At 66.2% G+C, this 17282-nt stretch carries 21 protein-coding genes; 7 read left to right on the forward strand and 14 right to left on the reverse strand.

All coding sequences use genetic code 11. From position 1 onward, the window contains the following. Positions 1-32 precede the first annotated feature (32 nt). The 14 genes from G3I74_RS01675 to lptM all read right to left on the reverse strand — a co-directional run bounded on the left by G3I74_RS01675 (position 33) and on the right by lptM (position 10461). The gene (locus G3I74_RS01675) at positions 33-1271 is read right to left on the reverse strand and encodes a polyhydroxyalkanoate depolymerase (RefSeq protein ID WP_164209594.1); all 1239 of its coding nucleotides are present in this window, start codon (positions 1269-1271) and stop codon (positions 33-35) included. Positions 1272-1383: 112 nt separating this feature from the next. Continuing rightward, positions 1384-2124 (reverse strand): MlaA family lipoprotein, encoded by a 741-nt coding sequence (locus G3I74_RS01680; RefSeq protein ID WP_164209597.1) that lies wholly within the window; start codon positions 2122-2124, stop codon positions 1384-1386. Next, positions 2112-2444, reverse strand: coding sequence for an STAS domain-containing protein (locus tag G3I74_RS01685; protein ID WP_164209600.1), 333 nt, complete (start codon positions 2442-2444; stop codon positions 2112-2114). The genes G3I74_RS01680 and G3I74_RS01685 overlap by 13 nt, the downstream gene beginning before the upstream one ends. Next, the gene (locus G3I74_RS01690) at positions 2431-3048 is read right to left on the reverse strand and encodes an MlaC/ttg2D family ABC transporter substrate-binding protein (protein WP_164209603.1); all 618 of its coding nucleotides are present in this window, start codon (positions 3046-3048) and stop codon (positions 2431-2433) included. Before G3I74_RS01690 ends, G3I74_RS01685 begins: the two co-directional genes overlap by 14 nt. Further along, positions 3048-3512, reverse strand: a complete 465-nt coding sequence (mlaD, locus tag G3I74_RS01695; protein WP_164209606.1) for an outer membrane lipid asymmetry maintenance protein MlaD — start codon at positions 3510-3512, stop codon at positions 3048-3050. Before mlaD ends, G3I74_RS01690 begins: the two co-directional genes overlap by 1 nt. Positions 3513-3530: 18 nt before the next feature. Then, a complete protein-coding gene (locus G3I74_RS01700) occupies positions 3531-4301 on the reverse strand; it encodes an MlaE family lipid ABC transporter permease subunit (RefSeq protein ID WP_164209609.1) in 771 nt (256 codons plus the stop codon). Continuing rightward, a complete protein-coding gene (locus G3I74_RS01705; protein WP_164209612.1) occupies positions 4298-5119 on the reverse strand; it encodes an ABC transporter ATP-binding protein in 822 nt (273 codons plus the stop codon). Before G3I74_RS01705 ends, G3I74_RS01700 begins: the two co-directional genes overlap by 4 nt. A gap of 123 nt (positions 5120-5242) precedes the next feature. Further along, on the reverse strand, positions 5243-6583 hold the full coding sequence (gene hslU / locus G3I74_RS01710; protein WP_164209615.1) for an ATP-dependent protease ATPase subunit HslU: 1341 nt from the start codon (positions 6581-6583) through the stop codon (positions 5243-5245). An 8-nt stretch (positions 6584-6591) separates the two neighbouring features. Next, on the reverse strand, positions 6592-7143 hold the full coding sequence (gene hslV, locus G3I74_RS01715) for an ATP-dependent protease subunit HslV (protein WP_164209617.1): 552 nt from the start codon (positions 7141-7143) through the stop codon (positions 6592-6594). A 72-nt stretch (positions 7144-7215) separates the two neighbouring features. Next, positions 7216-8133, reverse strand: a complete 918-nt coding sequence (xerC, locus tag G3I74_RS01720; RefSeq protein ID WP_164209620.1) for a tyrosine recombinase XerC — start codon at positions 8131-8133, stop codon at positions 7216-7218. 1 nt (position 8134) lies between these two features. Further along, positions 8135-8815 carry a DUF484 family protein gene (locus tag G3I74_RS01725; RefSeq protein WP_164209623.1) on the reverse strand — a complete coding sequence of 227 codons (681 nt, stop codon included), beginning with the start codon at positions 8813-8815 and terminating at the stop codon, positions 8135-8137. Next, positions 8812-9645 carry a diaminopimelate epimerase gene (gene dapF / locus G3I74_RS01730; protein WP_164209626.1) on the reverse strand — a complete coding sequence of 278 codons (834 nt, stop codon included), beginning with the start codon at positions 9643-9645 and terminating at the stop codon, positions 8812-8814. Before dapF ends, G3I74_RS01725 begins: the two co-directional genes overlap by 4 nt. Then, positions 9642-10313, reverse strand: a complete 672-nt coding sequence (locus tag G3I74_RS01735; RefSeq protein WP_164209629.1) for a class I SAM-dependent methyltransferase — start codon at positions 10311-10313, stop codon at positions 9642-9644. The genes dapF and G3I74_RS01735 overlap by 4 nt, the downstream gene beginning before the upstream one ends. Next, positions 10291-10461, reverse strand: coding sequence for an LPS translocon maturation chaperone LptM (lptM, locus tag G3I74_RS01740; protein ID WP_164209632.1), 171 nt, complete (start codon positions 10459-10461; stop codon positions 10291-10293). The genes G3I74_RS01735 and lptM overlap by 23 nt, the downstream gene beginning before the upstream one ends. On the opposite strand from lptM, the gene G3I74_RS01745 reads away from it, so the two are divergent. The 7 genes from G3I74_RS01745 to rpoH all read left to right on the forward strand — a co-directional run bounded on the left by G3I74_RS01745 (position 10460) and on the right by rpoH (position 17271). Then, positions 10460-11140, forward strand: coding sequence for an alpha/beta hydrolase (locus tag G3I74_RS01745; RefSeq protein WP_164209635.1), 681 nt, complete (start codon positions 10460-10462; stop codon positions 11138-11140). The two genes, lptM and G3I74_RS01745, sit on opposite strands and share 2 nt — an antisense overlap. Continuing rightward, positions 11116-11850 carry a LytR/AlgR family response regulator transcription factor gene (locus tag G3I74_RS01750; protein ID WP_338063038.1) on the forward strand — a complete coding sequence of 245 codons (735 nt, stop codon included), beginning with the start codon at positions 11116-11118 and terminating at the stop codon, positions 11848-11850. Before G3I74_RS01745 ends, G3I74_RS01750 begins: the two co-directional genes overlap by 25 nt. A gap of 22 nt (positions 11851-11872) precedes the next feature. After that, positions 11873-12790 (forward strand): hydroxymethylbilane synthase, encoded by a 918-nt coding sequence (gene hemC / locus G3I74_RS01755; protein ID WP_164209638.1) that lies wholly within the window; start codon positions 11873-11875, stop codon positions 12788-12790. A 268-nt stretch (positions 12791-13058) separates the two neighbouring features. After that, positions 13059-13838: a uroporphyrinogen-III synthase gene (locus tag G3I74_RS01760; protein ID WP_164209642.1), complete on the forward strand. Its 780-nt coding sequence runs from the start codon at positions 13059-13061 to the stop codon at positions 13836-13838. Positions 13839-13857: 19 nt separating this feature from the next. Next, positions 13858-15069, forward strand: a complete 1212-nt coding sequence (locus G3I74_RS01765) for a uroporphyrinogen-III C-methyltransferase (RefSeq protein WP_164209645.1) — start codon at positions 13858-13860, stop codon at positions 15067-15069. Beyond that, the gene (locus G3I74_RS01770) at positions 15066-16283 is read left to right on the forward strand and encodes a heme biosynthesis HemY N-terminal domain-containing protein (RefSeq protein ID WP_164209648.1); all 1218 of its coding nucleotides are present in this window, start codon (positions 15066-15068) and stop codon (positions 16281-16283) included. Before G3I74_RS01765 ends, G3I74_RS01770 begins: the two co-directional genes overlap by 4 nt. Positions 16284-16413: 130 nt before the next feature. After that, entirely contained in the window at positions 16414-17271 is an 858-nt protein-coding gene (rpoH, locus tag G3I74_RS01775; RefSeq protein ID WP_164209651.1) for an RNA polymerase sigma factor RpoH, read from the forward strand. The last annotated feature ends 11 nt before the right edge of the window (positions 17272-17282 follow it).

A 17282-nucleotide genomic window follows, 5' to 3' on the forward strand; every position in this document is an offset into this window, starting at 1 on the left:
CCGGAAAATCCCCTGGCCTGGTTCGCGCGGGCTCAGGTGGTGCGGATGAACTGCCGCACCTCGGGATAGACCTGGTTGCGCCAGCGTCGTCCGCTGAAGATGCCGTAATGGCCGGCTTTGGGCACTTCGTAGTGCTGGCGGGAAGATTCGGGCAGGGCCGTGCACAGCTCGTGGGCCGCCCGGGTCTGGCCGAGGCCTGAGATGTCGTCGTATTCGCCTTCGATGGTCAGCAACCGGGTGTCGGTGATCGCGGTCGGGTCGACCCGCTCATCATCGACGAACCATTCTCCGCGCGGCAGCAGGTGATCCTTGAACACGACGCGGACGGTGTCCAGGTAGTACTCGCCGGGCATATCGAGTACGGCGTTGTATTCGTCGTAGAAGCGGCGATGGGCGTCGGCGTCTTCGAGATCACCGGCGATGAGCTGCTTGTAGAAATCCCAGTGTGAACTGACGTGCCGGCGCGGGTTCATGGCCATGAACCCGGCGTGCTGCATGAATCCGGGATAGACGCGCCGACCGGCGCCGGGGTAGTGCATGGGCACCGGGTGAACCAGGTTGGCGCTGAACCAGCGCATGGAGCGGGTGGTGGCGAGATCGTTGACCCCGGTTGCGCTGACCCGCGCATCCACCGGGCCGCCCATCAGGGTCAGGCTGGCCGGGGTTTCCTCGCCCCGGGCTGCCATCAGCGAGATTGCGGCCAGGACCGGCACAACGGGCTGGCAGACGGCCATTACGTGCAGGTTTTTGGCGCCGATATGGCGGATGAAGGTTTCAATGTAGTCGACGTAGTCGTCCAGCCCGAATGGACCGGCTGCCGCCGGGATCATGCGCGCGTCGATCCAGTCGGTGATGTAGACCTTGTGCTCGGGCAGCATGGTGCGCACGGTGTCGCGCAGCAGGGTCGAGTGATGCCCTGACAGCGGTGCGACGATCAGCACGACCGGATCTTCCTTGAGATCGGCGATGGTCTGCGGGTCGTCGGTGTAGCGCTTCATTCGCAGCAGGTTGCAAAACGGCAGGCCGAGCGATTGCAGCTGGACGACCGGGACTTCATGACCGTGCGCGGTGACGCTGTGGATGCCGAACTCGGGCTTGGTGTAGTCCTTGCCCAGGCGATGGAACAGCTCGTAACCGGCCGCCAGGCGTTCGGCGCCGGGCACGCGCGAAAAGGCGCTGCCCGGCATGGTCAGCGACCGTGCCGCGGCCTCGGCCCAGATGCTGAACGGGCTCATCAGGGAGCGCTGGAATTCGTAGAACTGGTAAAGCATGGCTGAAGCGTGTCTGTTCGGATACTGCAGCGCACAATAGCACGTCGAGGTTGATCGGGGGCTGGGTGCCCGGGCGCCGAGCACGGGATCCTTCTCCGCCCTCATCGGGCTTTCAATCGAAATCCTCGTCGAGAAAGGCTTCATAGTCCGGCATCTCGGCTTCCTCGCCCTGAATCCTGAAGTTGCGGCGCTGCAGGTAGCCGTCGCGGATGAACAGGTAAGGGTCGAAGGCCTCCTCGATGCGTTCGTCCAGCGGCAGCAGGTCGGCGCGGATCTGGATCGCGTCCAGGGCCAGAACGCCGTAGGAGCCCTGCTTGCGCACGCCGTCAAGGACCGGGTTGACGAAGCTGTCGCCATAAAAGCCGATCCCGTCGCGCAGGGTCGAGGGACCCACGAACGGGAGCATGAGGTAGCGCGAGTCCTCCCAGCCCCAGGTCGCAAACGTCATGCCCAGGTTGGTTTGGTGCTCGGGCATGTCGGCCCGGTCGGCCAGATCGAAGATGCCGCCGATGCCGTAGACGGAGTTGACGAAAAAGCGCTCGAACTGGGCCAGGCTATCGCCGGGTCGGCCCTGCAGCAGCAGGTTGACGATGGTCACCGGTGAACGCAGGTTGTCGAAGAAGTTGGTCACGCCGGTGCGCACCGGTGCCGGTGTGATGTGCTTGTAGCCGCGCGCGACCGGTTTCAGCACGGCCCGGTCGGCGGTCCGGTTGACGGCGTAGACCTGGCGATTGAACGGCTCCCAGGGATCGGCCGGCGAGCGTTCTTCCGGCGGCGGCGCCTGGGTGGTGGCGCAGGCGCTGAGCACCAGCGCCAGCGCGAGCAGACTCACCGACCGCTTCAGGCGCAGCATTGGCGGTCGTCCTCGTCGGATTCGAAATCGACGGCTCGCCATCCCAGCAGCTGGCCGATCTGGCTCAGCGAGGCCAGGACGCACAGCGAGCGCGGCACGTTGATGATGCGCAGCTCGCGTTCGGCCGCATCGGCCCAGCTGCGCCACTCCAGCAGCAGGGCCAGCGCGCTGGAGTCGGCGCGCTCGACGTCAGCAAGATCGATCACGTCGGGCAGCCCGTGCTTTTGCCAGGGCAGGCTGGACCGGTACAGTTCAGGCACCTGCTTGCTGGTCAGCGCGCCGCTGAGCGCCACGCGACCCTTGGCATCAGCTTTCAACATCGACATCCAGTTCGATGTCGCCGGCCTGCAGTCGGGCCAGCATGCTGTCAAAGCCGTCGCGCCGGATCTCCTCACCGATCTGGTTGCGGAAGGTGGCGACGTAGGAAATGCCTTCGATAATGACGTCGAACACGCGCCATTGATCGTCTGAGCGGCGCAGCACGTAGTCGACCGGGGCCTGTTCGCCGGAGTCCAGTTCCAGCCGGGTGCGCACCCGGGTGGCGCGCTCGGTGTTATCGCCGGCCAGCGGCAGGATCTCGACCTGGTCGCGGCTTTCGAAGTCGAGCAGCCCGGTGGCGTAATTGCGCATCAGCACGTTCGAAAGGGCTTCGGCGAAGGCTTCGATTTTTTCCTGCTCGAGGCCGCGGCCGTGTCGACCGAGCACCAGACGGGCGGAGTAGACGGTGTCCAGGTGCGGCAGCAGGCGCTCGCGCAACGCCTCCTGCAGGCGCTCGGGATCCTGCTCGAACTCGCTGCGGTTTTGATCGATCAGGGTAAACAGCTCTTCGGTGGTCTGGCGGATCAGTTCCACCGGCTCGGCCGGGTTGGCCAGGGCCGGCATCCCGGTCGCGAGGGCCAGCACCAGGATGAGTATCTTGGGCATCAGTTTTCTTCTCCTTCGCTGTTGAACAGATAGCGGCTGATCAGCTGCTCGAGCACCAGCGCCGAGTTGGTCAGCAGGATCTTGTCGCCGTCGCGCAGAAACTCGGGCGAGCCGCCGGGCTCCAGGCTGACGTACTGGTCGCCGAGGATGCCGGCGGTCACGATCGAGGCCGAGGTGTCTTCGGGCAGTTCGTCGAACTGCTCGCCGATGCGCAGCGTGACGCGTGCCTCGTAGGTGTTGGCGTCGAGCTCGATGCGATCGACCGTGCCAACGGTGACGCCGGCCATGTTGACCTTGGCCCGGGGCTTGAGGCTGCCGATGTCGGAAAACGCCGCGGTAACGGTGTAACTGCCGCCGGAGACCACGCCGCGATCGGTGGCCTGCAGGGCCAGAAAGACGAGTGCGGCGACGGCCAGGACCATGAACAGGCCGGCGGTCAATTCAATCTGGTGGGAGGATTTCATGAGCGTGACGGATCCAATTTACAGCATCAGGGCAGAAAGAACGAAATCGACGAACAACACGACGATGGCGGTGGCGATCACGGTCTGGGTCGTGGCCAGGGCCACGCCTTCGCCGGTGGGACGGGCGGTCCAGCCGTAGAAGACGGCCAGCCACGCCGCGATCAGGCCGAAGATCACCGATTTGAGCATGCCGTGACCGAAATCGCGCCCGAGCTCGACCGAGCTCTGGATATTGCCCCAGAACACCAGCGAGTCGGTTCCCATCAGGAAGACCGCGTAGACCACCCCGCCCAGCAGCGCGGTGACGTTGAAGATCAGCACCAGCGCCGGCACGGCGATGATCCCGGCGATCAGGCGCGGCTGAACGATGCGCTCCAGCGGATCGATCGCCATCAGGTCGAGCGCGTCGAGCTGCTCGGTGGCGCGCATCAGGCCGATCTCGGCGGTGATCGAGGTGCCCGCGCGGCCGGCGAACAGGATCGCGGTCAGGACCGGCCCGAGCTCGCGGAACAGCGACAGCGACAGCAGCGTGCTGGTGGCGTCGGCGGCGCCGAAGCGGGCCAGGGCGTCGTAGGACTGCAGGGTCAGCACCAGGCCGACAAAGAAGCCGCAGGTGACGATGATGACCAGCGAGCGCACGCCGGCGAAATAGATCTGGCGCAGGGTCTCGGCCAGCTGCAGGCGGGTGAAGCGCATGCGCGAGATGACCTTGACCAAAAACAGTCCCGCCCGCCCGATCTGGCGCAGCGATTCCATCGGTCCGCGGCCGGGAACGGCCGGCGCGCTCATTGCGCACCCCGGCCGAGCATGTCGCTGGCGATATCGGGTGCCGGGTAATGAAAAGCGACCGGACCGTCGGGATGTCCGCGCATGAACTGCCGGACGAGCTCGTGGTCGCTGGCGGCCAGTTCCTCCGGCGTGCCGCTGGCGATCAGGCTGCGGTCGGAGATGATGAAGCAGTGATCGGCCAGGCGGGCGACTTCGTCGACGTCGTGGGTGATGACCACGCTGGTGGTGTCCTGCACGTCGTTGACCTCGCGGATCAGGCGCAGCGAAACGCCCAGCGAGATCGGATCGAGCCCGGCAAAGGGCTCGTCGTAGAGCATGATGTCGGGGTCGAGCGCCATGGCCCGGGCCATGGCGATGCGCCGGTTCATGCCGCCCGACAGCTCGCGCGGATACATCTCGGCCGCGCCGCGCAGGCCGACGGCCTGCAGCTTGATCAGGACCAGCCGGCGGATCAGGGTTTCGGGCAGGTCGGTGTGCTCGCGCAGGGGCAGGGCGACGTTGTCGAAGCAGGTCAGGTCGGTGAACAGGGCGCCGTTTTGCAGCAGCACACCCAGGTTACGCCGGAATCGACCCAGCGCCCGGCCCTTGAGCGTGTCGACCCGCGTCTCGCCGACCAGCACCTGGCCGGCGTCGGGCCGGATCTGGCGGGTGATCAGGCGCATCACGGTGGTTTTGCCGGCGCCGCTGGGACCCATCACGGCGGTGACCTGGCCGGCCGGGATCTCGAGGCTGAAATTCTCCAGGATGGTCCGGCCACCCAGGCGCACGGTCACGTCGCGCAGCGCGACCGCCGCATTCGGTGCTTTACTATCGACCATGTGGGGTTCCCAACGTCCTCAAGAATACTTCTGACCCTGACTGCAGCCGCAATTTTAGCCTTCCGACCTGTCATGAAACAGTGACAGAGATCACGGCCGGGGACCGGGCCCGGCCGCACAGACTTACAGAATGTAGCGACTGAGATCCTCGTTACCCGCCAGGTCAGCCAGTGACTCATCGACCCACGCGGCATCGACTTCCAGGCTCTCGCCCGATCGGTCCGGCGCGGTGTAGGAGATATCGTCGAGCAGCCGTTCGAGCACGGTGTGCAGTCGGCGCGCGCCGATGTTTTCGGTCGATTCGTTGACCGCGTAGGAGATCTCGGCCAGCCGGGTGATGGCTTCGTCGGCAAAGCGCAGATCCACGCCTTCGGTGGCCATCAGGGCCCGGTACTGCTCGGTCAGCGAGGCGTCGGGCTCGGTCAGGATGCGCTTGAAGTCATCGACCGACAGCGCCCGGAGCTCGACCCGGATCGGCAGCCGGCCCTGCAGTTCGGGCACCAGGTCCGACGGCTTGGCGACGTGAAAGGCACCGGAGGCGATAAACAGCATGTGGTCGGTCTTGACCGCGCCGTAGCGGGTGTTGACGGTGCAGCCCTCGACCAGCGGCAGCAAGTCGCGCTGGACACCTTCGCGCGAGACTTCGCCGCCGCCGTGGCCCTCGGAGCGGCGCGCGACTTTGTCGATTTCGTCGAGAAAGACGATGCCGTTCTGTTCGGCCATGGTGATCGCCTGCTGCTTGACCTCCTCGTCGTTGATCAGGCGCGCGGCTTCTTCCTCGATCAGGACGGGAATGGCGTCCTTGACCTTCATCTTGCGCGTTTGCTTCTTGCCGCCGGAGAGGCTGGAAAACATCTGCTGCAGCTGGCTGGTCATTTCTTCCATGCCCGGCGGGGCCATGATTTCCACGCCGATGCTGGAGGACACGTCGATCTCGATCTCGCGCTCGTTGAACTCGCCGTTGACCAGCTTGGTGAACATCTTGCGCCGGGTCTCGGAATTCTGTTCAACCGGCTCTTCGGGCGCGTTGGCAAAGCCGGAAGACTGGCGGCGCGGCAGCAGGATGTCGAGCACGCGCTCGATCGCGGCGTCCTCGGCGCGCGAGCGCACCTGGGCCATGGCGTCCTCGCGCGCCATCTTGACCGCGGTTTCGACCAGGTCGCGCACGATCGATTCGACGTCCTTGCCGACGTAGCCGACCTCGGTGAACTTGGTCGCCTCGATCTTGATGAACGGCGCGTTGGCCAGCGCGGCCAGGCGCCGGGCGATCTCGGTCTTGCCGACCCCGGTCGGTCCGATCATGAGAATGTTCTTGGGCGTGATCTCGGGTCGGAGCTTCTCATCGACCTGCAGGCGCCGCCAGCGGTTGCGCAGGGCGATGGCCACGGCGCGCTTGGCCGCCGACTGGCCGATGATGTGCCGGTCCAGCTCCTGGACGATTTCGCGGGGGGTCATCTGGGACATGGATTCAGTCAACTTCCTTGCTTGGTTTCCAGGGTTTCGACGGTGAAGTTCTGGTTGGTGTAGATGCAGATTTCCCCGGCAATGCCCAGCGCTTCCCGGCACACGGTTTCGGCGTCGAGCTCGCTGTGGCGTAACAGGGCGCGGGCGGCGGCCTGGGCATAGGGCCCGCCCGAGCCGATGGCGATCAGGCCTTCCTCCGGCTCGATCACGTCACCGTTGCCGGAGATGATCAGCGAGGCCTCGGTATCGGCCACGGCCAGCAGGGCTTCCAGACGCCTGAGCAGGCGATCGGTGCGCCAGTCCTTGGCCAGTTCGACGGCCGAGCGGGTCAAGTGGCCGGAATGCATTTCCAGCTTGGACTCGAAGCGTTCGAACAGGGTGAAGGCATCGGCGGTGGCGCCGGCGAAGCCGGCAATCACCTGGCCCTTGTAGAGCCTGCGTACCTTGCGCGCGTTGGCCTTCATCACCGTGTTGCCCAGGGTGACCTGACCGTCGCCGGCGATCACGACCTGATGCCCGCGGCGGACCGAAACAATGGTCGTGCCGTGAAACTGTTCCATAAAAACTCGCTTGCGTGCCGCGTGAAAGGTCAACTTGGGGGCGGCGGCAGGGTGTAGCAAGTGGGCTTGGTTTCAGCGCGGCTTCTTGGCCCGCGGATGGGCCTGGTCGTAGACCTTGGCCAGGTGCTGGAAATCGAGATGGGTGTAGATCTGGGTGGTGGAGAGATTAGCGTGGCCCAGCAGTTCCTGGACCGCCCTCAGGTCACCGGAGGATTCCAGAATGTGCGAGGCGAAGGAGTGGCGCAGCTGATGGGGATGGACGCGCTGGTCCAGACCCTGACGCTGCGACCAGTAGGCGACCCGCTTCTGGATGGCGCGGGTTGTCAGGGGTTTGCCGTTCAGGCCGGTAAAAATCCGGGGCTGGCAACCGTCGGCCAGCGTGCGGTGGATGCTTTGCCAGCGGCCAAGCGCGGCCAGCGCATGGCGTCCCACCGGGACCAGTCGTTCCTTGCGGCCCTTGCCCATGACCCGGATCATGCCTTCGCCGAAGTCCAGCTGGTTCCAGTTCAGGCCGGCCAGTTCGCTCAGACGCAGGCCGGCGCCGTAAAACAATTCCATCATCGCCCGGTCGCGCACGCCCAGCTCGCTGTCGTCGGGGATTTCCAGCAGCGCCATGATCTGGTCGATATCCAGCGTTTCCGGCAGCCGCCGGCGCACTTTCGGGGCGCGCACGCCCTGGGTCGGATCGTCCTTGCGTTCGCCGCGCTCGCGCAGGAACCGGAAAAATCGCCGCAGGGCGGACAGGCGACGCTGGATGCTGCGCGGGTTCAGACCCCGGCGGTGTTCGGCGGCAGCGAAGGCGCGAATGTCCGCCTGGCCGATGTCGCCGGGCTGGCTGAGGCCGCGCTCTTCGGCCCAGCGGCCGAAGCGCTGCAGATCGCGGCGGTAAGCGTCCAGGGTGGCCGGGCTGACGCTGTCGCCCAGCTGCTCGAAAAACGCCTTCAGCGAGCGGTCGACGGGAGACAGGCTGGCAGGGGCTGGTTCGGGCAATTCAGGCGCGCTTGCGGTCGTCTTGTTCCACCAGTTTCAGGCGCCAGGCGATGGTGTTGCCCAGCAGGTCCAGAAACAGCGTGCCGATGCCGGGGTGAAAGTGGTCTTCGCGAACGGCGCCGACTGCAAGCAAGCCGCTGCCGGCCACCGGGACCAGGGCGCAGGACCCGACCGTGACTTCGGCGGCGGGGAACAGCTTGCCAAGCTTTTGCCGGGTCAGGCGGCCGCAGTAGGTTTCGTCTCTGGACACCAGCTGATCCAGCCACTCGGGCAGATCGCCGTCATGAATCACCACGCCGGCGTGCTCGGCCAGTTCCGGATGAGAATGAACCAGGTGCAGGCGCACTTCGTCGGCCTTGAAGTCCCGACCCATGCAGGTCAGCACGCGATCGACGAAGGCGTTGCCGCAAGGCGCGCTCATGACTTCCAGCGTCAGCTGGTGAAGACGCTGCATGAGGCGCTCGTTTTCACCGGCAATGGCGGCGAGCTGGCGCAGCCGCTGCTCCAGCTGCTCGTTTTGCTGGCGCAAACGCAGGGCCCGGTGCTGAGCCAGCGAAACCGCCTGCTTTGGCTCCGGCAGCTGCAGCTCATCAATGAGATCGGGGAACCGACACAGCAGGTCGGGATGGCGGCGGATCCACTCGGCAACGCGTTCCGGGGTCAGCGGGTCTGTTTCGCTCATGTCAGGCAGGTTCCGTCAAAGACCCGGCGAGCCGGGCCGGTCATCCAAAGCGGGCTTTCCTCGCCGGGCCAATCTATCACAAGCCTTCCCCCGGGCTGGTCGACGTTGACCGGGGATTTTGCCGCTCCGGTCATGATCAGCAAGGCCGCCGTTGCACAGGCGGCGCTGCCGCAGGCCGGGGTCGGTCCGACACCGCGTTCGTGGACGCGAAGACGGACCGCACCGTCGTCACCCCGGGTGGCGAAACTGACGTTGACGCCGTCTTGAAAGCCCGCGTGCCGGCTCAAATGCGAGCCGGCCTGCTCGACCAGGGCGGCGGTTGGCGGCTGCTCCAGCAGCAGTATCAGGTGGGGGTTGCCCATGGAAACCAGCCCGGCATCGAGCCGTCCGGGGATCCCGGCAAGGAGGTCATTCAGCGCAAGGCCAGGCTCCAGCCCGACCGCCGCGGCGCCGAAATCCGGTCGACCCATGTTGACCCGGACCTGGTTGTCGCCGCGGATCTCGACCTCGACGGCGCCGGCCGGTGTGGCGAGGCGGAAGCGGTCGCGCCCGGGCTGCTCGTCTGCGAGCCAGCGCGCGATGGCGCGCATGCCGTTGCCGCACTGGCGTGCCGGGCTGCCGTCGCAGTTGAAGATGTGGACCCGGCAGTCGTCGGCGTCTGCAGTGCCAGGGTGCAGCGCCAGCAGCTGGTCGAAGCCGATACCGCTGCGGCGGTCGGCCAGCGCGCGGATGCGTTCCGGACCCGGATCGGGTTGGCCATCGCGGTGGTCGAGCAGGACGAAATCGTTGCCCAGGGCCTCGAGTTTGGTGAAAGACTGATTCGGGCTCACGCCGGTGCCGCGGGCAGGAAGCCGCTGGCCATCCAGTGGCGCTCGGTGGGCCGCGACAGGCGCAGCGATGCCAGACCGGCCTGCTCGTACTGGTCGCGGACCTCCTCGATGGTCCAGGCGGCGAGCAGGCTGTTGTAGAAGTCCTGGCGCAGGATCTCGGGAGCGTCGGCGGCGTGCTGATCGACCAGCCAGCGCGCCCGGGCCACGGAGTCGGGACGATGCAGGTCCATGATCTGGATATAGGCGCCCGGCGCGGCGAGATCGGCGACGGCGCGCCACAGGGACATGTGGTCAGGCAGGTGGTGCAGCAGGCTGTTGGAAACCACGGCGTCGAAGCGTCCGTCCAGGCCGTGTTCGGGCAGCCGGGCATGAACCAGTTCGATGCGCTCGGCCAGGTCAGCGGCGGTCACCGCCTCGCCGGCCAGGCTGAGCATGTTGGGGCCGGCGTCCAGCCCGACGATGCGCCAGTCCGGCAGGGCGCGCGCGATGCGCAGGCAGATGTCGCCGGGCCCGCAGCCCAGATCGACCAGCTGCCCGGGAGTTTGGCCAGCCAGTTGCCCGGCCACGGCCTCGGCGAACAGCTGGTTGGGCTCGGAAAAGTCGGCTTCGGCGTAGGCCCGCGCCTGGGCCGGCTCGTCCATCAGTTCAGGCTCGGGAATTCTCTGCATCTTCGGGCTCACTGTCTGGTGCTGTGTCGTCCTGTTCCTGCGGTTCGGCGGCTTCCGGCGGCAGGTAGAGATCGTCCTTCAAGCCGCAACCTGACACAACGCCGGCGGTCAGCAGGGCGGCAACGATCAGGGGTAAACTTGGGCGCATGGAATCGCAATCACGTCAACTTCTGGAATCCGTCGTGCGCGAAACCGGCCCGGATCCCCGGCACGCCGTGATCTGGCTGCATGGACTCGGTGCCGACGGCAACGACTTTGCGCCGATTGTACCCCAGCTCCAGAGCGCGGCCCGGCGCCCGGTGCGCTTTGTTTTTCCGCATGCGCCGGTTCGGCCGGTCACCGTCAACGGCGGCATGGCCATGCGCGCCTGGTACGACATTCTGGGGATGGAAATCGACCGCGACCAGGACCGTGAGGGTATTCGCGCCTCGCTGGCCCAGGTCAACGACCTGCTTGACGATCAGATCGAGCGCGGCATCCCGGCGGAAAACCTGATTCTGGCGGGATTTTCCCAGGGTGGTGCGATTGCCTTGCGCTGTGGCCTGGCGCGGCGGCCTGTGCTGGCGGGAATCATGGTGTTGTCGGCGTACCTGCTGGATGCCGACAGGCTCGCCGAATGGGCCGTGAGCGAAGCGATGGACGTGCCCATTTTCATGGGTCACGGCAGTCAGGATCCGGTGGTGCCGGCGCGCCTGGGTCAGGCCAGCGCTGAACGGCTGCAGGCGGCCGGATATGCGCCGGAGTGGCAGACCTGGCCGATGCCGCACTCGGTCTGTCCGGAGGAAATCGCGGCAATAGACCAGTGGCTGGAACGCTGCTGGGCGTGACTGGTGGCCTGAAGGTGCTGGTGGTCGATGACGAGACACCGGCGGTGCGGAGGCTGGAACGGCTGCTCTCGGCGCGAGACGACGCCGTCTGTGTTGGCGCCGCCCACAACGGTGAGCAGGCGCTGGATGCTGCTGCGCGGCTGCGCCCGGACGTTGTCCTGATGGATGTGGAAATGCCCGGCATCGACGGGGTGGAGGCAGCGCACAGGCTGCAGTCACAGACGTCACCGCCGGCGATCATCTTCGTGACCGCTTTCGAGCGTTACGCGGTGGATGCCTTCGATTTGCAGGCGGTGGATTACCTGGTCAAGCCGGTTCGGGCCGAACGCCTGGGGCAGGCGCTGGAACGGGCGGCAGCGGCCAAATCCCGGGCTTCGACAGGACCGGCCACGCTCAGCGCGCGCCTGGGCGAGCGCCTGCTGGCCATCCGGGTCGCCGATATCCGATTGCTGCAGGCCGAAGACAAGTACACCTGCGTCCATCACCTGGGCGGCGAAGCGCTGATCGAGGATTCGCTGCTCAGTCTCGAAGACCGCTTCGGCGATCGTTTTCTGCGGGTCCACCGCTCGGCCCTGGTTTCGCGCCGACATCTGCGCGCGCTGTTTCGCGATGAGCAGGGGCACGACCGGGTCGAGATCGATGACTGCCCGATCCAGCCCGAGGTCAGCCGTCGCAACCTGGCGGCGGTGCGGCGAGCACTCCAATCCTGATAACGAAAGACGGGGAAAAACAATGATCCGACTGGCTACCCGAAAATCGCCGCTGGCTTTGTGGCAGACCGAGTACGTTGCCGACGAACTGCGCCGACACTATCCCGAAACAAGCATAGAGTTGTTGCCGCTGAGCACCCGCGGCGACGAGGTGCTGGATCGTTCGCTGTCAGAAATCGGCGGCAAGGGCGTGTTCCTCAAGGAACTGGAGCGCGCGCTGCTGGAAAACGAGGCCGACATCGCGGTGCATTCGCTCAAAGACGTCCCGGCCGAGTCGCCGCCGGGCCTGAAACTTTCGGTCGTGATGCCCCGCGGCGACTGGGCGGACTGGTGGCTGACCGCCGATGGGCGCACGCCCGACGAACTGCCTTCGGGCGCCCGCGTGGGCACCTCGAGCCTGCGTCGCCAAAGCCAGCTGATCCGTCAGTACCCGGACCTGGACGTCGTGCCGATCCGGGGAAGCGTGCAGACGCGCATGGGCTTGATGACCAGTGGCCAGGTCGATGCGGTCATCCTGGCCGCGGCCGGCCTGCAGCGTCTGGCGTTCCCGCTTGAGCATCGGCTGGCGCTCGGGCCGCCGGCGTTCATCCCCTCGCCGGGTCAGGGCGTTATCGTGACCCAGTGCCGGGCCGATGACGAGCACACACAGCAACTGCTGGCACCGCTGGGCTGTCCCGATACCGCCGACCAGGTCGCGGCCGAGCGGGCCGTGGTGGCGACCCTGGGCGGCGATTGCCGAATGCCGCTGGCCGCGCTGGCCCAGATCGATGGGAAGGGTCGTTTGACGCTGCACGCGCGGCTTTGCAGCCCGGATGGACGGCTGGCTGTTGAGCGCGTGGTCGAAGGTGATCGGCAGGATGCCGAGGCGCTGGGTCTCGAGGCCGGTGAGTCTATCCTCGAGCACGGCGGTCGCGAGATCATTGCCGCGCTGCCGGCATAGGCTGGCCTGAAAAAATCCGTCATTCGGGGTAGACAATCCCGATGTGAGGTGGCATCATCGTGTCCAATTACAGAGGTGGGGGTTCATCAAGGTTCGCTTTCCGGGTGCCGTCTACGACCTTCTCTGTTGAAGTGCGTCCCCCTACTGCCAACGCCAACACGCAAGCCCCCAGCACTTTGGCGGGGTTGGTCAGGCACCCGGAATTTATCCCCAGAAAGCCTGCCGGCCGGCGGGCTTTCTGCTTTTCAGCGGTCTGCTTTTCGAAGCAATGAAACGCGACGCACTCATTCTGGTGACTCGCTCCGGTGATGACGGTGCTCGCCTTTGCCGGGCGCTTCAGGCACACGACTTTCGGGCCCGGCATTTCGCGCCCGTCCGTCTTGACGGTCCCGAAGACCCCGAGCGCTGCCGCCGGGAGTTGCTGTCGGCACTGCCTTGCGATCGCTTGATCGTTCCCTCCGCCGAAGCACTGCGCCAGGCCGCTGCCCTGGTCGGGGTCGAGCCTTTGGCCGGTATCGCGCTGATAGTGCCTGGCGCGGGAACGGCCCGCATCGCCCGTGCGCTCGGCTTTACCAATGTGAGCCACCCGGCGTCCGGCGGTACCAGCGAGCAGATTCTTCGTCTTCCCTGCCTGCGCGAAGCCGACGGCCTGCGCGTTCTTGTGCTGGCCGCTGCCGGGGGGCGCGAGGCGCTCGGCCGCGAACTCGACCGGCGTGGCGCGACGGTGCAGCGGCTGCATGTCTATCGGCGCCTGCGTCAGCCGATCCCGTCGAAGCTGCAGGCTGAGTTGCTCGGTTGTCCGGAGGTGATTACCTTGCTCGCCAGCGGCGGTGCGCTTGCCGCGCTGGAAGCCGCGCTCGGGCCGGCGGCCTGGACCCATCTGGCATCGGGCCTGATGATCGCACCGTCGCCGCGAGTGGCGACCCTGGCGCGGGCGGCCGGGGGCGATCAGGTCGAACTGGCTGATGGCGCCGATGATGCTTCGATGCTGCGCGCGCTGGCCCGGGCACGCAGCGACCTGCAGGTTTGCGTTACCCTTGAATCATGAACGGGAACTAAAGAACAGCATGAGCAGCAACGAGGACAAGACGGTTGAATCAGGCGGACAGTCGGAGAGCGAACGCGAGCCGCCGTCATCACCCGAGCCACCGCGTCGGGGCGGCCGGGTTCTTGGCACGCTGGCGCTGCTGCTGGCTCTGGCCGCCCTTGGCCTGAGCGGCTGGCTGGCCTACCAGGCGTATCTGGAGCCGGTTGATGGGCAGGCATCGAGCGATCGATCATGGCTGGAAGAACAGCTGCAGGTTTTGCCGGCCCTGGAGCAGAAGGTCGACAGCCTGGCCGAGCAACTGGTCACGCTGGAGCGCCGTCAGCAATCCCAGGACGATCGTGCCGACAGGATCGAGGACCGCCTGGATAGCCGGGTTGATCAGCTGGGTTCGCTGGAACAGGGGCTGGGAAGAGTCGACGAACGCACCGAGGGGCTGGTTCGCCGCGTCGATGGTCTGGAGCAGCAGCTGGCAGACCGGAAGGGGGAAACGGCCGACCTGAGTCGTCGTCTTGAGGACGCGGTTCAGCAACTGGACGCCCGCGGTGATCTCCAGCGCGAGGTCGACCGCGATTTGCGCCAGCAGATGCTGATGCTGGAGGCGGCCGGTCTGCTGCGTATCGGGCAGGATCTGGCCGAAGTGCGGGGCAACAGCCGCGAGGCGCAGCGCGCCTTCGAGCGGGCCCGCGAGCGTCTGAGTGCGGCAGAAAACGCTCGCCTGGATCCGGTCATGCGCACCCTTGCCCGGGAGATCGAGGCGCTGGCCGCCCACGACCCCCTGAACCTTGATGCCGAACTGGCGCGGCTGGAACGTCTGGGACGCGCAAGCGAGAACTGGCCGCTGCAGCTCCCGGAGGCCGAATCGGCGGCCGAGACGGCCAATGAAGGCGATGGCTGGCGGGATCGGCTGGGTCGAACCTTCGGCGCCCTGGTGCGGGTGGAAAGCCGTGATTCTCTGGGCCGTGACGAGGAACAGTTCGAGGCGGCGCGCGAGCAGCTGCGTTTGCGCCTGGTTGCCGCCGAGCTCGCTTTGCTTCGGCGTGATGCAGCGACCCTGGCGGTGCAGGCGGAAGCCGCCGCCGGTCTGCTCGAGGAGTGGTTTGTCGTCGACGCCGAGCCGGTGGCAGCGGCGCGCGAGCAGCTGCAGCGCCTGGCGGGGCTGGATCTCAGCCCTGACTTGCCGGCGCTGGGGGCGGCGCTGGAACAGCTGCAAGCGCGACTGGACGAGTCGTGAAGAAGCTCGTTCTGATCGTGGCCAGCCTGGCTGTCCTGGCGATGGCCGCGCTGTTGGCGCCGCCGTTGCTGGAAGATCCTGGCCGGGTCGTGATCGATATCGGCCGCTGGCGCCTGGAGATGTCGGCCCTGGTTCTGGTCGGGCTGGTGCTCGCACTCTGGATTGGTCTGGCCCTGGTGATTGGCCTGGTGAGGCTGCCGGGCCGGGCCCTGCGTCGAGCCCGGGCTGCGCGCGGCCGGCGTCAGCTGGAGAACGGATTCCTCGCCCTGGCGGAGGGCGACTGGCCAAGGGCTGAGCGGCAGTTGCAGCGCGCGCTGAATCACCAGCCCTCGACTGCGGGTTATCTGGCCGCGGCGCGGGCGGCTGAAGGACAGTCAGATCCCGAAGGGCGTGATCGCTGGCTTGAGCTGGCGGACGCACGCTTCGGCCGGCGCCATTTTGCCACCGGCCTGGCGCGAGCGCGAATGCTGGTGGGAGAGGGCCGTGCAAGCGATGCCATCGTTGTGCTTGAGCGTCTGCACCTGAAAAAACCCACCCACCAGGGGGTGTTGCGGCTGTTGCTGCAGGCGTATCAGGATGCCGGTCGCTGGCGCGATTTGCGCCTGCTCACCCCGGCGCTGTACAAGGCCGATATTGTCGATGCGCGGCGCCGTGACGAACTGGCGGTTCATGCCGGCGTGCGTGAACTCGAACAGACCGAGCACGTTGCCGCCCTGGAGTCGGCCTGGCGGGCTTTGCCCAGACGCCAGCGCTCCCAGCGTGATCTGATCCTGGCGTATGCGCGAAGAGCGTCCGAGCTTGGACGGTCGGCGCTGGCCGGCGCGCAGCTCAAGCGCCTGCTCGAGGAAACACCGGACACCGAAGCGTTGCGGGTCTATGCGCTGGTGGAGGCGGGCGATCGGCCGGGACGGATTCGCGACTGCAAACGCTGGTTGCAAGCTCACCCCGACCACGCCGGTCTGCACCTGGCGCTGGGGATGATGCTACTCGACGAGCGCGACTACGATCAGGCCCGTGAGCATCTGGAAAAGGCCGTCGCGCGCCAGCCTGACGGTGATGCCTACGCCTTGCTGGGGCGTATTCTGGATCGTTCCGGTCGCCTGGAGGCGGCCGCGCAATGCTATCGCAACGCCCTGCGCATCAAGAGCGGGCGGGGTGCAGAGCCGCTGCCGCCCCCCGACCCCGCAGACGGCGGCGAGCTTGAATCGAGCTGAAGCGGCTGGAACCTGGTCGTTTTTGCGCAGTCCAAGCGAGCGAACCAAAAACGGATATTGAGTCTGCCGAGGCTATGCCCGCCTCACGGTGGACTGTTACACTTGAAGAGATTAGTAACGGGAGTGTTGGATGAGTAATCAGCTTGTACCGAGCCATCTGCTGGCACCTGCTGGCACCGGTTCCCTGGATGCCTATATTCAGGAGGTTAACCGGCTGCCGGTGCTGAGCCTGGACGAAGAACAGGATCTGGCGCGACGCTTTCGCGACGACGAGGATCTGGACGCGGCCCGCCGAATGGTGATGGCCCACCTGCGCTTCGTGGTCCACGTGGCGCGCGGCTACGCTGGCTATGGGCTGCCGCTGGGAGACCTGATCCAGGAAGGCAACATCGGCCTGATGAAGGCGGTCAAGCGCTTCGACCCGGACCAGGGCGTCCGTCTGGTCTCGTTTGCGGTTCACTGGATCCGGGCCGAGATCCACGAGTTCATTCTGCGCAACTGGCGCATCGTCAAGGTGGCCACCACCAAGGCCCAGCGCAAGCTGTTTTTCAATTTGCGCCGGCAGAAGAAGCGTCTCGGCTGGCTCAACCAGGCCGAAGTCAACCGCGTGGCAGAGGATCTTGGCGTCAAGCCCGAAGTGGTCACTGAAATGGAGTCGCGTCTCTCCGGTCAGGATATCGGCTTTGATCTGACCAACGACGATGACGATTCCTCGTATGTTGCCCCGGCGGCCTATCTGGAGGGTCTGACGGTTTCTCCGCACGAGGCGGTCGAGGCCCAGGACTGGGAGGACCATCACCACAATCTGCTGTTCGACGGCATGGGCGATCTTGACGAGCGCTCCCGCGACATCATCCAGAGCCGCTGGCTGGTTGATCCCAGGATCACCCTCCAGGAACTGGCCGACAAGTACGGCGTTTCGGCAGAACGCATCCGTCAGCTGGAATCCGCGGCGCTGAAAAAGCTCAAGGCGCGGTTCGAAGCCTGAAGGTTGAACAA

Source organism: Wenzhouxiangella limi (genome assembly GCF_010499265.1).
Taxonomy (GTDB): domain Bacteria; phylum Pseudomonadota; class Gammaproteobacteria; order Xanthomonadales; family Wenzhouxiangellaceae; genus Wenzhouxiangella; species Wenzhouxiangella limi.

Coding starts and splice junctions, on each gene's coding strand:
- G3I74_RS01765 (WP_164209645.1), top strand. CDS start 13,858: ATGAGCAGCAACGAGGACAAGACGGTTGAATCAGGCGGACAGTCGGAG.
- G3I74_RS01700 (WP_164209609.1), bottom strand. CDS start 4,301: ATGAGCGCGCCGGCCGTTCCCGGCCGCGGACCGATGGAATCGCTGCGC.
- G3I74_RS01760 (WP_164209642.1), top strand. CDS start 13,059: ATGAAACGCGACGCACTCATTCTGGTGACTCGCTCCGGTGATGACGGT.
- hslV (WP_164209617.1), bottom strand. CDS start 7,143: ATGGAACAGTTTCACGGCACGACCATTGTTTCGGTCCGCCGCGGGCAT.
- G3I74_RS01725 (WP_164209623.1), bottom strand. CDS start 8,815: ATGAGCGAAACAGACCCGCTGACCCCGGAACGCGTTGCCGAGTGGATC.
- G3I74_RS01745 (WP_164209635.1), top strand. CDS start 10,460: ATGGAATCGCAATCACGTCAACTTCTGGAATCCGTCGTGCGCGAAACC.
- G3I74_RS01690 (WP_164209603.1), bottom strand. CDS start 3,048: ATGCCCAAGATACTCATCCTGGTGCTGGCCCTCGCGACCGGGATGCCG.
- G3I74_RS01675 (WP_164209594.1), bottom strand. CDS start 1,271: ATGCTTTACCAGTTCTACGAATTCCAGCGCTCCCTGATGAGCCCGTTC.
- G3I74_RS01735 (WP_164209629.1), bottom strand. CDS start 10,313: ATGCAGAGAATTCCCGAGCCTGAACTGATGGACGAGCCGGCCCAGGCG.
- mlaD (WP_164209606.1), bottom strand. CDS start 3,512: ATGAAATCCTCCCACCAGATTGAATTGACCGCCGGCCTGTTCATGGTC.
- G3I74_RS01680 (WP_164209597.1), bottom strand. CDS start 2,124: ATGCTGCGCCTGAAGCGGTCGGTGAGTCTGCTCGCGCTGGCGCTGGTG.
- rpoH (WP_164209651.1), top strand. CDS start 16,414: ATGAGTAATCAGCTTGTACCGAGCCATCTGCTGGCACCTGCTGGCACC.
- hslU (WP_164209615.1), bottom strand. CDS start 6,583: ATGTCCCAGATGACCCCCCGCGAAATCGTCCAGGAGCTGGACCGGCAC.
- hemC (WP_164209638.1), top strand. CDS start 11,873: ATGATCCGACTGGCTACCCGAAAATCGCCGCTGGCTTTGTGGCAGACC.
- G3I74_RS01705 (WP_164209612.1), bottom strand. CDS start 5,119: ATGGTCGATAGTAAAGCACCGAATGCGGCGGTCGCGCTGCGCGACGTG.
- lptM (WP_164209632.1), bottom strand. CDS start 10,461: ATGCGCCCAAGTTTACCCCTGATCGTTGCCGCCCTGCTGACCGCCGGC.
- G3I74_RS01685 (WP_164209600.1), bottom strand. CDS start 2,444: ATGTTGAAAGCTGATGCCAAGGGTCGCGTGGCGCTCAGCGGCGCGCTG.